The organism is Mesorhizobium sp. SEMIA396 (genome assembly GCF_024518615.1).
In the GTDB taxonomy this organism is placed as follows: Bacteria; Pseudomonadota; Alphaproteobacteria; order Rhizobiales; family Rhizobiaceae; genus Mesorhizobium.
Genome location: NZ_JANIFC010000002.1, coordinates 814,583 through 826,774, shown reverse-complemented (window position 1 = coordinate 826,774; position 12,192 = coordinate 814,583). Strand labels below are relative to the sequence as shown.

The following is a 12,192-nucleotide window of genomic DNA, read 5'->3' as shown; positions in this document are numbered from 1 at the left end:
AGTTACGAAGGCTAGTTCGCCTTACGCAGCGCGTTGAGGATGATGTCGGCATCGTTCTGAGTGCCGCTCTTCATCACTTCCCACAATCCGTCGACATGAACGAGATGCCCGCCATCATAGGTTCTGATCTCGCCGGCGGCCTGCACCACGCTGTCTCGCATCGCCTGAGGTAGCTCCAGCCACGGCTTGGGCAGCGAAAACCAATCCCCTCGCGGTTCGTCGTATTTCATGCGCGGGCCTCCCGCCGCCGACCATAGTCAATCAACATCCGAAGGAAAACCCATGGACACTTCGTTCAAGGGCGCAGCGGTGCGCCTGCAAGACATAGACATTCCACGCATCGGTGCCGAGATCGGGGTTGGCGAGGACGAACTGCATGCCTTCATGGACGTCGAGGCGGCAGGATCCGGCTTCGATGCGGCCGGCCGGCCGAAGATGCTGTTCGAACCGCATGTCTTCTACCGGCTTCTCGGCAAGGGCATGAAACGGGATGCTGCGGTCAAGGCTGGGCTCGCCTATCCGAAATGGGGCATGAAGCCCTATCCCAAGGACAGTTACCCGCGCCTGGTCAAAGCGATGGCAATCGACGAGACGATCGCGTTGATGGCCGCTTCGTGGGGCTTGACCCAGATTCTCGGCGAGAACCATCGCGATGCCGGGTACACTTCACCGCAGGCGTTGGTGACGGCGTTCTTGGCATCCGAGGCCAACCACCTCGAGGCGACAGTGCGCCTCCTGGTCGCGTGGAAGATCGACGACGATCTGCGCGCGCATCGCTGGCCGGTCATCGCCAGGACTTGGAATGGTCCCGGCTACAAAAAAAATGCCTACGATACCAAGATGGCCGCCGCCTTTGCCAAATGGCAAAAGATCAGGGACACGCCATTCTCGCCAGCGGCGGACCCTGTTTCGGCTGAGCCGGTGTCGATCGCCGCGGTGGTGCCGGCCGTCGACAAGGCAACGGTTGAGCGCGTCCAGCAGCAGCTGAAGGATCTCGGTTATACAGAGGTCGGCGGCGTCGACGGCAAGGCCGGCGACTTCACCGCAGCCGCGATCCGCGCCTTCCGCTCTGACAATGGCCTGCCGGCGGGTGACGGCATCGACGACGAGCTGCTGCTGTCCCTGCAGAAGGCCAAGCCGCGGGCCATTCCCGCCGCGCGCGCGGATGCGCGGGCCGACGTCGTGCGTGACAAGGTGCCGGAGGTGAAGACGAACTGGTTGACCAAAGTCGGCGCGTTCTTCACCGGCATCGCGGCACTGATCGGCAGCTTCTTCGACGGCATCATCGGCAATCTCGGCGCCGCCAGCGGCTATATCCAGCCTGTCAAGGATGCTGCCGGCGACGTGCCTGGCTGGGTCTGGATGCTGGCGATTGCGGCTGTTGCCGGCGGGCTGTTCCTGGTCGCACGCCATGGCGAAGCCAAGGGCGTCGAGGCATTCAAGACGGGAGCACGGCGCTGATGGGCGTCCTCATCTCGCTCGTCGCCGGCTTCGTCGGTGTTCCCCGCCCTCTCGCCCGCATCATCGCGTGGGCCGTCCTGGCCGTCGCCGTCTCCGGCGCCGCCCTCGGCGGCTACGAACTCATCAAGCATTGGGGCGCCGACGAAGTCCGCGCCAAGATCGAAAAGGAGAATACCGATGCGATTCACAAGGGCGTTGACGCTCGCATGTCTCTTGACGAGTGCCTTGACGCTGGCGGCGTGTACGACTTCGGGCGTCAGCGGTGTGACGCCGCTCCGACAGGCCCTCGGTAACAGCCTCGCCGGCGCACAGGGCAAGACCCAAGCCGACCAGAACAAGATCGACCGCACGATGGCGCCAGGCTGCGCGGTGAAGCTCTATACGCGCGCCGAATGCGATTTGCACACCAAGGCCAGCGCTGCGCGCCGAGCGGAGCTCAAGACATGATCGTGCTGCGCATCGCTGGCGGCATCCGCGAGCATTTCGGGATGCGCGTCACCGAATGGATCATGACCGGAGCGCTGTTCGGCTGGTCCGGTTGCCTGGCAATGGATCCGCTGACCTTCGACCGCTCGCCGTCGATGGCTATCATCGCTACCTACGGCAATGAAGCGTTCTGGGCCAACGTCTGTCTCATGACTGCGCTGCTTCGGCTCGGGGCGCTCATCGTCAATGGCACCTTCAAGGGTTTCCGCTACTCGCCCCATTTCAGGGCTGGGGCTTCCATCGCGTCGTGCGTGTTTTGGGGTCAAATTGCGCTCGGCGTCCTCGTTGCCGTCCTGACGGCCGATGGCTCCGGCACCGGGGTGATCGTCTACCTCACCTTCATGACGATCGAAATGTGGAACCTTTTTCGGGCATGGGCTGATGTCGGTGCTTCGCAGCGGAGGCGTTGATGATCCTTGGCATTCCGGCCGAACAGTTGGTGCCGATCGCCAATTTCGTGGGATTGGCGTTGCTCGGCCTCCTGGCAATGCTCGGCCTTCGCTTCGGTCGCGGCACCGTCACGCCGGCGGAGCGCCAGGTCGAGGTCGCCGGCGCCCTCATCGACAACAGCGCGGTCAAGGAACTGGCGGCCTCGATCGAGGGCTACACAATGGAACTGATCGCCGGGCGCGCTGACAATGAAAAGCAGCGCCAGGCCATGTATCGGCTGATCGAAGTCGGCAACCGCTTCGTTGACGAGGTCGGGGACCTTCGCCGCGACATCGGCGACCTGGCAAAGGAGATCGCGCGATCGAAGTAAGGATCGCGCCCTGGAAAAGCCCGCCGTGCCGAAAGGTGCGGCGGGCTTTTGCGTCCTAGGCCTTGATGCTTGGAGCCGGCGGCTGTTCAACTGTCGAGCTCGAGTGGCTCATGGTCTTCCGTGACATGCCAGAGCAGCTGCCCGATATCCCTCATGTCGATCGCTTGTCCGCAGACCGGGCATATCTCAATCTCTGGTCCTTCGGTCACCGGCTTGCGGTCTACTGCCTTGAGACGGCCCGTTGGGCGGGGAAGATCGGAAAGCTTGGTCATCAACGACTCCGACATACAATTCGTCTAAAATACCCCGGAACCTTAATCAGCCTTCCGACTTGAATCGCGGTGCGGGGTATCGAGTATGAGTAACGCCGGAGACCGGCTGAAGTTCATCAAGCCACAGGAACCCGTCCTGGTGCTGGAGCCGCCGGTCAGCGACGACTGGATCCACGAAATCAAATATGACGGCTTCCGCACCCAGATCATCCTGGACTGGGCCGGCGCCCGTGCCTTCACCCGCACCGCCATCGACTGGTCGAAGCGCTACTGGCCGATCGTCACCGCTGCCGAGCAGCTGAAGGCGAAATCGTTCATCCTCGACGGTGAGGTGATCGCGCCCGAGCCGGACGGCCGGTCGAACTTCCACGCCATGCATTCGCGCATGGCATGGAACGCCGAGCTGCTCGCCTTTGTAGCGTTCGATATTCTGTATCTGGACGGCGAGGATCTGCGCCCGCGGCCGGCGATCGAGCGCAAGGCAATCCTGTGGGACCTGATCAAGCCGGCCGAGGGCATCATCCAGTACAGCCAGCACGTCGAGGGCGGCGGCGCCGAGTTCTACGATGCGGCTGAGCGAATGGGGCTTGAAGGCGTGGTGTCGAAGCGCAAGTTCAGCCCATATCGTAGCGGCGCCAAGGATGAAGCCTGGCTGAAGACAAAATGCTGGGACATCGCCGAACTGGATCTGATCGGCGTCAAACGAAAAGCCGGCGAGTGGACCGAGGGGCTGTTCGCGCGGGACGGAAAATATGTCGGCAAGGCCGTGATCGCCACCACGGATGCGATAAAGGACCGCCTCTGGAAACGGGTGCAGAAGGCCAAGGCAGCGCCGCCGCACGTTCCCACGGCACAGATCACGCCTGACGTCGAATGGGTCAAGCCCGGCATCAAAGCCAGCGTCAGGACGCTACGCGGCGAGCCCAAGCTGCGGCACGCCTCGGTGCAGGGTTTCCTCGACGAAGGCTGATGGGGCCCTTGACCGCAGTTGGGAATTTGTTCTTATTACGTTCTCATGGAACACGATCCGATCGACACGCTGGGCAAGGCGACCCGGCACAACATGCTTGTGAAGGCCGAATGCAGTTGCGGCAATGTCCGCTACATCAGGTCGGCCGACCTGATGATGGTCTATGGCGGCGGCGTCGATCCGCTGGCGCTGAAGTTCGATTGCAGCCGTTGCAAGCCACAGATCAAGATCACGCTGCTCGAGGTGCATCCGGAACACCTGCCGAAGCGCCTGGTGATCCACAAGCCGATGAAGGTCGACGGCAAGATTACCTGGTACACTGAACGGTTTCGAGGATGAGCGACTGGACATTCCAATCGCTGGTCGACGGGAACATGCAGATCACGGCGTATTGCCGCAACTGCGTTCATTACGCGGTGCTCGACCTTGAGGGTTTAAGAGACAAATACGGTCCGGAGGTCAAAGCGATGAACTGGAATCTCGCGCCGCGCCTGGTCTGCTCCAAATGCAGGGCCAACAAGCCGGAACTTCGCTACACACCCGACTCCAACAAGGTGTCAGGCATGGGCAAAGCAGTGGGGAATTCCTACGCAAAGGCCAAGGGCGATCGCTAGTCCAGCGGTTTCAACTTTGGCCGCTTTTGCACCAATTCGCCGTCGAAGAGAGTCGAAACCCAGCGTTGGTGGCTTTGCGGTTTTCACTGGCCTGTCACGCCGGAGGTCGCGGGTTCGAGCCCCGTCACTCGCGCCATTTCTCTCAAGGGTATCAAGCTCTTGGCTTCAGAGAAATGTCGACATTGATTGTCAAAAATATTGTCTTGCAAGAGACCTGAGGTCCAAGAGACCTGAGGTCACTCAGGTCCTTTCAGCCCTTGCCTACGCCTGGCCCTGCAAGATCACCCCCTCGCCAGCAGTGCCTCGACCTCCTGCAACGTCGGCATCGACGGTGCAGTCCCCGGTCGCGTCACGGAGATACCGGCGACGGCGCAGGCGAAGCGCACCGCTTGCAGCGGCTCCACGCCCCTCGAAAGTGCTGCGGCAAGCCCGCCATTGAAGGCATCGCCTGCCCCCGTGGTTTCGACCACCGGGCCGGCGCTGACGGCTGGAACATGGTCGGAGCGCTCCTTCGAGTGCAAAAGCGCGCCCTTGTCGCCGAGCGTGACGATGACCGTGCCGACCCCCTTTTTCAGCAGACTGTCCGCGGCGGCTCGCGCCTCGTCGACCGAGGACACCTTCATCCCGGTCAGTTCCTCCGTCTCGGTCTCGTTGGGCGTAAGGTAGTCGCAGAGCGTGTAGATGCGGTCGGGAAGCTTTGCCGCGGGGGCCGGGTTGAGGATCGTCGTCACCCCTGCCCCACGCGCGATCTCCAGCGCCCGCATGGCGGCTTCGATCGGCTGTTCGAGTTGGGTGACGAAGACGCCGGCACCGCCGATCAGCGTGGCATTGGCTTCGATATCGGCTGGAGAGATCAGCATGGCAGCACCGGGGCTGACGATGATGGCGTTGTTGCCGGTGGTCTCCTCGACGAAGATGTAGGCCGCACCGGTGTAGCTTTCCGGCGTATTGATGACGGCATTTTTCACGCCCGCCTGCGCCCAGGTCTGCCTCGCCATGTCGGCGAAGGGATCGACGCCGAGGCGGGTGAGGAAGGTGACGTCGGCGCCGAGCTTGCCGGCGGCAACCGCCTGGTTAGAACCCTTGCCGCCCGGCCCCAGCGTGAAGGATGTGCCGAGGATGGTTTCGCCCATGCGCGGCTGCCGCTGCGCCCTGTAGGCGGTGTCGGCGACGAACACACCCAATATGACGACAGGCTTCATGACGACCGGCTTGCCCGAAGCCATGCCGCTACTGCGCATCCGGCGGCACGACGCCCTTGCGAAAGGCGAAGCAGCCGTAGAAGCGGCGCTCACCTGTCTGGATGACGCAATAGGCCTGTTTGGCGCGCTCGTAGAAGGCATAGCGCTCGACCGCGATCATCGGCCACGACTTGCCCTCGGCCTTGTCGACCTCCCTTTGCACTTCGCTTTGTACGGGCGGAATTTCGTCGGGCTTGCCCACAATTTCCATGCGCGCGGCCGAGTCGTCGACGAATGTATCCAGTGGGTAGAGCGACAGCACCGCCTTGACCACTTGCGCCGCCGAGGCATCGATGCGCAGCACGCGGCCGAGCGCCGTCTGGCGCGCCACGGAATCGGACGGAAAATTGGTGTCGGCGATGATCAGATCATCGCCATGCCCCATTGCCCGCAATGCCTGCAGCACGTCGGCATTGAGCAGCGGGTTGATGCCTTTGAGCATGGTATTCCTCGTGAGTTGGGATCAGAGACGCTTGCCGGTCTCTGCGTCGAAAAGATGGATCTGGTCGAGCCGTGGCTTCAGCTTCAACGTATCGCCCGGCTTGAAGTCGTGACGCTCGCGAAACAGCGCCACCATCTCGCCTTCGCCGAAGCGCAGGAACACCAGCGTTTCCGAGCCGGTCGGCTCGACCACCGAAATCTTCGCCGGCACGCCGTCGGGATGAATTTCGAGATGCTCCGGTCGCACGCCATAAACGACGGCTTGCCCGTCTTGTGCGGCGTTGCCCGATGCGATCGGGAACAGCGTGCCCGCGATGTCGACACCGGGCTTGTCGCCCTTGCGCATGGTGCCCTTGAGCAGGTTCATCGACGGCGAGCCGATGAAGCCGGCGACAAACAGGTTGGCCGGTCTGTCGAACAGCTCCAGCGGCGCGCCGACCTGCTCGATGCGGCCGTCGCGCATCACGACGATCTTGTCGGCCATGGTCATGGCCTCGATCTGGTCGTGGGTGACGTAGATGGTGGTGGTCTTCAGCCTCTGGTGCAGTTCCTTGATCTCGGTGCGCATCTGCACGCGCAGCTTGGCGTCGAGATTGGACAGCGGCTCGTCGAACAGGAAGACCTGCGGATTGCGCACGATGGCACGGCCCATGGCCACGCGCTGTCGCTGGCCGCCGGAAAGCTGGCGGGGATAGCGCTTCAGATAGGGATTGAGGTCGAGGATATCGGCGGCGCGCTTGACCCGCTCGGCGACCAAGGCCGGATCGGTTTTCCTGAGCTTGAGGGCAAAGGCCATGTTCTGCTCGACCGTTTTGTGCGGATAGAGCGCATAGTTCTGGAACACCATGGCGATGTCGCGCTTGGCCGGCGGCAGATGATTGACGACGCGGTCGCCGATGGCGATCGTACCGGCGGAGACGGTCTCCAACCCAGCCACCATCCTGAGCAATGTGGACTTACCGCAACCCGAAGGGCCAACCAGCACCACGAACTGTCCGTCTGCGATATCGACGCTGACTTCGTGCAGAACCTTGACCGTTCCAAAGGCCTTGGCCACCTTGCTGATCGCGACTTGCGCCATATCTCCCCCATCGGCTCCATTAGCCGTAGGCGCAGAAGCTAACCAACGCGACCTGTCAGGGCAAGTCGGTCCCTTATAGATAAAAACCCGCTCTCGTTGACACGGCGTTGTGTTGTGAGAATAGTGGCAGGCGTTGGTCAAAATGTCGGTATCCGATCCGCAATCGGAACCTCAATCGACGCAGGGTGGGGTCCTGCCTAATTCGTTTCCGAAACGGGAGCATCTTTGGCGCTCCGGCGTCCGACAGTTGGCCGATTTATTCACACTGATGTTCTGGGAGGAATAGGCGATGAGAACGGGTCTTTACGACAAACTGGTTCGAGCCGGCGCCACAAGGCGCGACATATTGAAGGGCGCGGCCAGCATGGCCGCGATCGCAGCCGCATCCAGCGCCGGACTTGGCGCCTTGACGCGCCCGGCTTCCGCGGCAAGCGAATTGCGCACAAAAATCCTGCAGATCCCCGGCGTCGGCAAAGGCCAGCCGACGGACGCCGACTTCCAGAAGGTCGGTGAACTCTGCCTCGAAGCGACCAAGGCCAATGTCAAGGAAGGCGAATTCGCCGGCGTCGAGCTGACCTTCATGGGTCTCAACAACCAGAACCTGCACAATGTGCTGTTCCGCGGCTTCCTGAAGCCGTGGGAGACCTATACCGGCGCCAAGATCAACTGGATCGACCTGGCGCAGGCCGATTACAATGCCCGCCTGCAGCAGTCGATCGCGACCGGCACCGTCGATTTCGACATTATCGAAATGGGCGCGCCGTTCGAAGGCGATGTCTGCGGCAAGGGCCTGACGTCGGAAATGCCCGACTGGGTCAAGACCCAGATCGATTTCGACGATCTGGTCAGCTATCTGAAGCCGCCGGTCGGCACCTGGGACGGCAAGCAATACCGCGTGACCGTCGACGGCGACGCGCACAACTTCAACTACCGCACCGACGTGTTCGCCGATGCCGACCTCGCCAAGGCCTGGAAGGACGGCGGCGGCGAAGGTGAATGGGGCGTACCGAAGACCTGGCAGCAGGTTCAGGCGGTGACCAAGTTCCTCAAGGGCAAGAAGCTCAAGGACCAGGACGTCTATGGCTATCTCGACGCGCCAAAGCCCTGGGGCGGCTTCGGCTTCTATTTCCTCGGCAGTCGCGCCACCGCTTATGCCAAGCACCCCGACGACAAGGCCTGGCTCTTCGACGCCGACACGATGAAGCCGCGCGTCAACAATCCGGCCTGGGTGCGCGCCATCCAGGACGTCATCGACGCGCTGCCGTCCGAACCCGCCGACCAGATCAATGCCGATCCGAACACGACCGCCTTCCAGCAGTTCCTGGCCGGCACCGGCTCGATGGTCACTTGGTGGGGCGACGTCGGCTCCAACGTCAAGACCAACGACTCTTCCGTCGTCGGCGACGTCACCGGCTTCTCGATCCTGCCCGGCTCGGACGATGTCTACAATGCGAAGACCGGCGCCTGGGACAAGCTCGCCAGCGGCCCGAACTATGCGCCCAACTGCGCCTATCTCGGCTGGGGCGTCTATGTGATGGCCCGCGTCGATGCCGACGAAAAGAAGAAGAAGGCGGCATGGTCCGCCGCCGCCCATCTCGGCGGCAAGGACCTGTCGATCTGGACGGCGATGTATCCGTCGGGCTTCCAGCCCTACCGCAACTCGCATTTCGACATTCCCGAATGGGTGGCGGCCGGCTACGACGAGGCCTTCATCACCTCCTACCTCAAGTCGGAATCAGACAGCTACAACCATCCGAACGCGGCGATCGAGCCACGCATCCCCGGCATTTTCCAATACTACAGCGCCGCCGAGGACATCCTGGCCAACACTTTCGCCGGCAAGATGAAGGCGCAAGAAGGTGCCGACGCCATCGCGGCGGCCTGGGAGAAGCTGACCGATCAGATCGGCCGCGACAACCAGATCAAGCTCTACAAAGCTTCGCTCGGCATGTAGGCTGGCCTATGAACCGTGGTCCGGCGGCAACGCCGGACCACTTTAGACCGGCTCCGGCTCTTCGAGAGCCTTCAAACGGGCGAGATTTGTGGCTGACCAGACTTCGACCGCGAACCAGTGGCCGGCAGATGCCGGCCCTTCCGATCTGATCTCTCCAGGCCGCAAACGCCTTGGCTGGACGCTGATGGCCGTTGCGACGCTTGGCCTGCTGGCGACGATCGTGCTGGAGATCCTCTACAAGGGCAGCGCCGATACGATCGGCTTCGAGACCTGGCGCCCCGTCGTCTATGCCTATGTGCTGTGGGGCGTGGCGATCGGCGTCGGCCAGGTGCTGACGCGCGGCGAAGACGGCCAGCGTGCCCTGTTCCTGCTGCCGGCGCTGCTGTTCACCATCGCCATGGTGATCTTCCCGACGCTATTCGGTTTCTACATCGCCCTCACCGACTGGAACCTCAGCTCGTTCAGCGGCCGCAAGTTCAACGGGCTCGACAATTTCTGGCAGATGCTGGCCGATCCCTACTACCGCAACGCGCTGTTCAACATGGTGCTCTATGTGCTGGCGGTGGCGGTCGAATATGTCATCGCCTTCGGCCTGGCGCTGCTGCTCAACGCGCAAATCCGGGCGCGAAAATTCTTCCGCGTCGTCTTCCTGATGCCGCTGATGCTGTCCCCGGTCGCGGTGTCGTGGATGATCGGCAAGTCGCTGATGGAATACCGGTTCGGACCGGCAGCAACGCTGGCGCGCCATCTCGGCTGGGAAAATCCCGCCTTCTTCTCCGACCCGATCATCGCGCGCATATCGATCATGATACTGGATGCCTGGACCTTCATCCCATTCATGATGATCATGCTGCTGGCCGGGCTGCAGGCGATGTCGCGCGAGGTGCTCGAAGCCGCACGCGTCGATGGCGCCAATGCGTGGCAGACCTTCTGGCAGGTCACTTTTCCGCTGATGTTGCCGGTGTCGGTGACGGCGGTGATCCTGCGCATCATCTTCAAGTTGAAGCTTGCCGATATCATCATCACCGTGACGTCCGGCGGCCCCGGCGGCGCCACCGATTCCGTGTCGAGCTTCATCTATCGCGAATATCGCGACCGCTCGAATGTCGGCTACGGAACCATGCTGGCGATGGCCTATCTGGTGATCATCGTCGTGTTCGTCACGTGGCTGTTGAAATTCGCCAACCGTTTTGTCCGCAATGTCAATTAAAGCAAGATGGGGGTGAGTTAAGCCCGATGAGCGTTCAGACCACCGAATATGTCGCCTCGGAGATCCGCTCGCCGGCGAGCTTCCTCGCCAGCCGCGTTTTCATCTATGGCGCGCTGGCCTTCTGGGCGTTCATCTGCCTGTTCCCGATCTATTGGACGGTGACAACCTCGTTCAAGACCGCGGTCGACGTCACGCAGGGCCATCTCATCCCCTTCGTCGACTTTCAGCCGGACTGGAAAGGCTGGCGCTCGCTCGGCCTGTCGCCGGACTCGATCTTCCAGACCTCGACGGTGCGCGAGGAGTTCCTCAAGCGCTTCATGAATTCGGTGATCACCTCGGTCGGTGCGTCGAGCCTCGCCATCGTCATCGGCAGCCTCGCCGCCTACGGGCTCACCCGCTATCGCTATCATTTCGCCTGGTTCAAGAACGAGGACATCTCGTTCTTCTTCCTGTCGCAGCTGATCCTGCCGCCGGTGGTGCTGGCGCTGCCCTTCCTGGTACTCTACCGCGAGGTCGGCCTGCTCGACACGCGCATCGGACTGATCCTGCTTTACACGCTGATGGTGCTGCCGATCGTCATCTGGATCATGCGCGACCAGTTCAATTCGATTCCCGTCGAACTTGAGGAAGCAGCCCTGGTCGACGGGCTGTCGATCTGGGGCGCGTTCTTCCGCATCGTCATGCCCATCGCGCTGCCGGGCATGGTCGCCGCCTTTATCCTGGCCATGGTGCTGTGCTGGAACGAGTATTTCTTCGCCGCCCTTTTGACCTCGACCGACGCCAAGACGATCCCCGTCATGGTGGCGAGCCAGACCGGCTCGCAAGGCATCAACTGGTGGTCGATGGCAGCGCTCGCCACGGCAGCCATCGCGCCGCTGGCGGTGATCGGCATCGCGCTTGAGCGCTATCTGATCATGGGCATGACCGCAGGAGCGGTGAAGTAGCAGGGCGGCCCGCTAGGCTGCCAGGATCGTGCGCAGGTGGTCCATGATCATGGCGACGCCCTTCTGCCCAAGCTCGGCCGAAGCATCCTTGGCGCTCGCCGTATACCAGCTCTTGTTGTCGTTGAAGTGAGCGGCATCGACAGCCTCCGGGCATAGCGCCAGCATCAGCGAGGTCTCGCCGATGCCGGCATGATCGAACGGGTACTTGCCGTTCATGTCAGCCGACATCAGCGGATGCACTTGCACCCAGTTGAAGAAATTTTCACCGGTGGCGTGCCCGGAATAGTAGTCGGCCATCGCCTGAGAGCCCCACCAGCCCTCGCCGCGCTCCTTTTCGAGGAAGCGGAAGATCGCCTGGCGGCCGGCGGTCTTGAACGCCAGATCGGTCGGCATGCCGGCGGCAAAGTTCTCGGTCTGGTGGTGGATGATGGCGTGGATGTTGCGAAAGCCGATGCGCAGCAGGCTGTAGAACAGCTCCTCGCCGAACGGCGCCAGCGCATTGCCGCCGACCTGCACCGAGCCGCTGCCTTCCGGGGGCGCCACCGCATAACTCGCAGCACCGTAGTAGAAGGGCGGCAGGATGACGACGTCCTTCTCCTTTTCGAACAGCTCCAGCGTCTTGACGACGGCCAGCGTGTCCATGCCGACGGCCATGTGCTCGCCATGGTATTCGAGCACGCCGAGCGGCAGAGCGACCGGCCAATTCTCGGCGATCGCCCTGCGGATCTGGTGTGGCAGCATCAGTTCGTAGCGCATGA

Annotated in this window: 17 protein-coding genes; 11 read left to right on the top strand and 6 right to left on the bottom strand. The window is 62.3% G+C overall.

Annotated features, from left to right (window positions below; translation table 11 throughout):
* Positions 1-11: 11 nt before the first annotated feature.
* Entirely contained in the window at positions 12-230 is a 219-nt protein-coding gene (locus NP503_RS09015; RefSeq protein WP_127266600.1) for a hypothetical protein, read from the bottom strand.
* Positions 231-282: 52 nt separating this feature from the next.
* Here NP503_RS09015 and NP503_RS09010 point away from each other — a divergent pair, with 52 nt between their 5' ends.
* From NP503_RS09010 to NP503_RS08990, 5 genes are read left to right on the top strand one after another with little or no spacing between them, the layout of a single operon-like run.
* The gene (locus NP503_RS09010) at positions 283-1,461 is read left to right on the top strand and encodes an N-acetylmuramidase domain-containing protein (protein WP_127266599.1); all 1,179 of its coding nucleotides are present in this window, start codon (positions 283-285) and stop codon (positions 1,459-1,461) included.
* A complete protein-coding gene (locus tag NP503_RS09005) occupies positions 1,461-1,754 on the top strand; it encodes a hypothetical protein (protein ID WP_164748669.1) in 294 nt (97 codons plus the stop codon). The genes NP503_RS09010 and NP503_RS09005 overlap by 1 nt, the downstream gene beginning before the upstream one ends.
* The gene (locus NP503_RS09000; RefSeq protein ID WP_236383321.1) at positions 1,726-1,908 is read left to right on the top strand and encodes a hypothetical protein; all 183 of its coding nucleotides are present in this window, start codon (positions 1,726-1,728) and stop codon (positions 1,906-1,908) included. The genes NP503_RS09005 and NP503_RS09000 overlap by 29 nt, the downstream gene beginning before the upstream one ends.
* The gene (locus NP503_RS08995; RefSeq protein WP_127266597.1) at positions 1,905-2,357 is read left to right on the top strand and encodes a hypothetical protein; all 453 of its coding nucleotides are present in this window, start codon (positions 1,905-1,907) and stop codon (positions 2,355-2,357) included. Before NP503_RS09000 ends, NP503_RS08995 begins: the two co-directional genes overlap by 4 nt.
* Positions 2,357-2,707: a hypothetical protein gene (locus NP503_RS08990; RefSeq protein WP_127266596.1), complete on the top strand. Its 351-nt coding sequence runs from the start codon at positions 2,357-2,359 to the stop codon at positions 2,705-2,707. Before NP503_RS08995 ends, NP503_RS08990 begins: the two co-directional genes overlap by 1 nt.
* An 86-nt stretch (positions 2,708-2,793) precedes the next feature.
* Here NP503_RS08990 and NP503_RS08985 read toward each other — a convergent pair whose 3' ends face one another.
* Positions 2,794-2,979, bottom strand: a complete 186-nt coding sequence (locus NP503_RS08985) for a hypothetical protein (protein ID WP_127266595.1) — start codon at positions 2,977-2,979, stop codon at positions 2,794-2,796.
* A gap of 85 nt (positions 2,980-3,064) precedes the next feature.
* Here NP503_RS08985 and NP503_RS08980 point away from each other — a divergent pair, with 85 nt between their 5' ends.
* The 3 genes from NP503_RS08980 to NP503_RS08970 are packed head-to-tail and all read left to right on the top strand — an operon-like array spanning position 3,065 to position 4,563.
* Positions 3,065-3,949 (top strand): RNA ligase family protein, encoded by an 885-nt coding sequence (locus NP503_RS08980; protein WP_127266594.1) that lies wholly within the window; start codon positions 3,065-3,067, stop codon positions 3,947-3,949.
* A gap of 45 nt (positions 3,950-3,994) precedes the next feature.
* Positions 3,995-4,288, top strand: a complete 294-nt coding sequence (locus NP503_RS08975; protein WP_127266593.1) for a hypothetical protein — start codon at positions 3,995-3,997, stop codon at positions 4,286-4,288.
* The gene (locus NP503_RS08970) at positions 4,285-4,563 is read left to right on the top strand and encodes a hypothetical protein (protein ID WP_127266592.1); all 279 of its coding nucleotides are present in this window, start codon (positions 4,285-4,287) and stop codon (positions 4,561-4,563) included. Before NP503_RS08975 ends, NP503_RS08970 begins: the two co-directional genes overlap by 4 nt.
* Positions 4,564-4,844: 281 nt before the next feature.
* Here NP503_RS08970 and rbsK read toward each other — a convergent pair whose 3' ends face one another.
* From rbsK to NP503_RS08955, 3 genes are read right to left on the bottom strand one after another with little or no spacing between them, the layout of a single operon-like run.
* Positions 4,845-5,804, bottom strand: coding sequence for a ribokinase (gene rbsK / locus NP503_RS08965; protein WP_372958879.1), 960 nt, complete (start codon positions 5,802-5,804; stop codon positions 4,845-4,847).
* Positions 5,794-6,246 carry an RbsD/FucU family protein gene (locus tag NP503_RS08960; protein ID WP_127266590.1) on the bottom strand — a complete coding sequence of 151 codons (453 nt, stop codon included), beginning with the start codon at positions 6,244-6,246 and terminating at the stop codon, positions 5,794-5,796. The genes rbsK and NP503_RS08960 overlap by 11 nt, the downstream gene beginning before the upstream one ends.
* 21 nt (positions 6,247-6,267) lie before the next feature.
* Positions 6,268-7,326, bottom strand: coding sequence for an ABC transporter ATP-binding protein (locus NP503_RS08955; protein WP_127266589.1), 1,059 nt, complete (start codon positions 7,324-7,326; stop codon positions 6,268-6,270).
* A 289-nt stretch (positions 7,327-7,615) separates the two neighbouring features.
* On the opposite strand from NP503_RS08955, the gene NP503_RS08950 reads away from it, so the two are divergent.
* The 3 genes from NP503_RS08950 (at position 7,616) to NP503_RS08940 (ending at position 11,434) form a co-directional block, all read left to right on the top strand.
* Positions 7,616-9,280, top strand: coding sequence for an ABC transporter substrate-binding protein (locus NP503_RS08950; RefSeq protein WP_127266588.1), 1,665 nt, complete (start codon positions 7,616-7,618; stop codon positions 9,278-9,280).
* Between the two features lie 88 nt (positions 9,281-9,368).
* On the top strand, positions 9,369-10,490 hold the full coding sequence (locus NP503_RS08945; RefSeq protein ID WP_127273345.1) for a carbohydrate ABC transporter permease: 1,122 nt from the start codon (positions 9,369-9,371) through the stop codon (positions 10,488-10,490).
* Positions 10,491-10,516: 26 nt separating this feature from the next.
* Complete coding sequence (locus NP503_RS08940) at positions 10,517-11,434, top strand: carbohydrate ABC transporter permease (protein WP_127268003.1); 918 nt, start codon at positions 10,517-10,519, stop codon at positions 11,432-11,434.
* 12 nt (positions 11,435-11,446) lie between these two features.
* On the opposite strand, the gene NP503_RS08935 is transcribed toward NP503_RS08940, so the two are convergent.
* A complete protein-coding gene (locus NP503_RS08935) occupies positions 11,447-12,190 on the bottom strand; it encodes a creatininase family protein (protein ID WP_127268004.1) in 744 nt (247 codons plus the stop codon).
* Positions 12,191-12,192: the final 2 nt, after the last annotated feature.

What these genes read in the sequence shown, in the direction of transcription:
- NP503_RS09015 (WP_127266600.1), bottom strand. Translation starts at nt 230, where the DNA reads ATGAAATACGACGAACCGCGAGGGGATTGGTTTTCGCTGCCCAAGCCG.
- NP503_RS09010 (WP_127266599.1), top strand. Translation starts at nt 283, where the DNA reads ATGGACACTTCGTTCAAGGGCGCAGCGGTGCGCCTGCAAGACATAGAC.
- NP503_RS09005 (WP_164748669.1), top strand. Translation starts at nt 1,461, where the DNA reads ATGGGCGTCCTCATCTCGCTCGTCGCCGGCTTCGTCGGTGTTCCCCGC.
- NP503_RS08995 (WP_127266597.1), top strand. Translation starts at nt 1,905, where the DNA reads ATGATCGTGCTGCGCATCGCTGGCGGCATCCGCGAGCATTTCGGGATG.
- NP503_RS08990 (WP_127266596.1), top strand. Translation starts at nt 2,357, where the DNA reads ATGATCCTTGGCATTCCGGCCGAACAGTTGGTGCCGATCGCCAATTTC.
- NP503_RS08985 (WP_127266595.1), bottom strand. Translation starts at nt 2,979, where the DNA reads ATGACCAAGCTTTCCGATCTTCCCCGCCCAACGGGCCGTCTCAAGGCA.
- NP503_RS08980 (WP_127266594.1), top strand. Translation starts at nt 3,065, where the DNA reads ATGAGTAACGCCGGAGACCGGCTGAAGTTCATCAAGCCACAGGAACCC.
- NP503_RS08975 (WP_127266593.1), top strand. Translation starts at nt 3,995, where the DNA reads ATGGAACACGATCCGATCGACACGCTGGGCAAGGCGACCCGGCACAAC.
- NP503_RS08970 (WP_127266592.1), top strand. Translation starts at nt 4,285, where the DNA reads ATGAGCGACTGGACATTCCAATCGCTGGTCGACGGGAACATGCAGATC.
- rbsK (WP_372958879.1), bottom strand. Translation starts at nt 5,804, where the DNA reads ATGCGCAGTAGCGGCATGGCTTCGGGCAAGCCGGTCGTCATGAAGCCT.
- NP503_RS08960 (WP_127266590.1), bottom strand. Translation starts at nt 6,246, where the DNA reads ATGCTCAAAGGCATCAACCCGCTGCTCAATGCCGACGTGCTGCAGGCA.
- NP503_RS08955 (WP_127266589.1), bottom strand. Translation starts at nt 7,326, where the DNA reads ATGGCGCAAGTCGCGATCAGCAAGGTGGCCAAGGCCTTTGGAACGGTC.
- NP503_RS08950 (WP_127266588.1), top strand. Translation starts at nt 7,616, where the DNA reads ATGAGAACGGGTCTTTACGACAAACTGGTTCGAGCCGGCGCCACAAGG.
- NP503_RS08940 (WP_127268003.1), top strand. Translation starts at nt 10,517, where the DNA reads ATGAGCGTTCAGACCACCGAATATGTCGCCTCGGAGATCCGCTCGCCG.
- NP503_RS08935 (WP_127268004.1), bottom strand. Translation starts at nt 12,190, where the DNA reads ATGCGCTACGAACTGATGCTGCCACACCAGATCCGCAGGGCGATCGCC.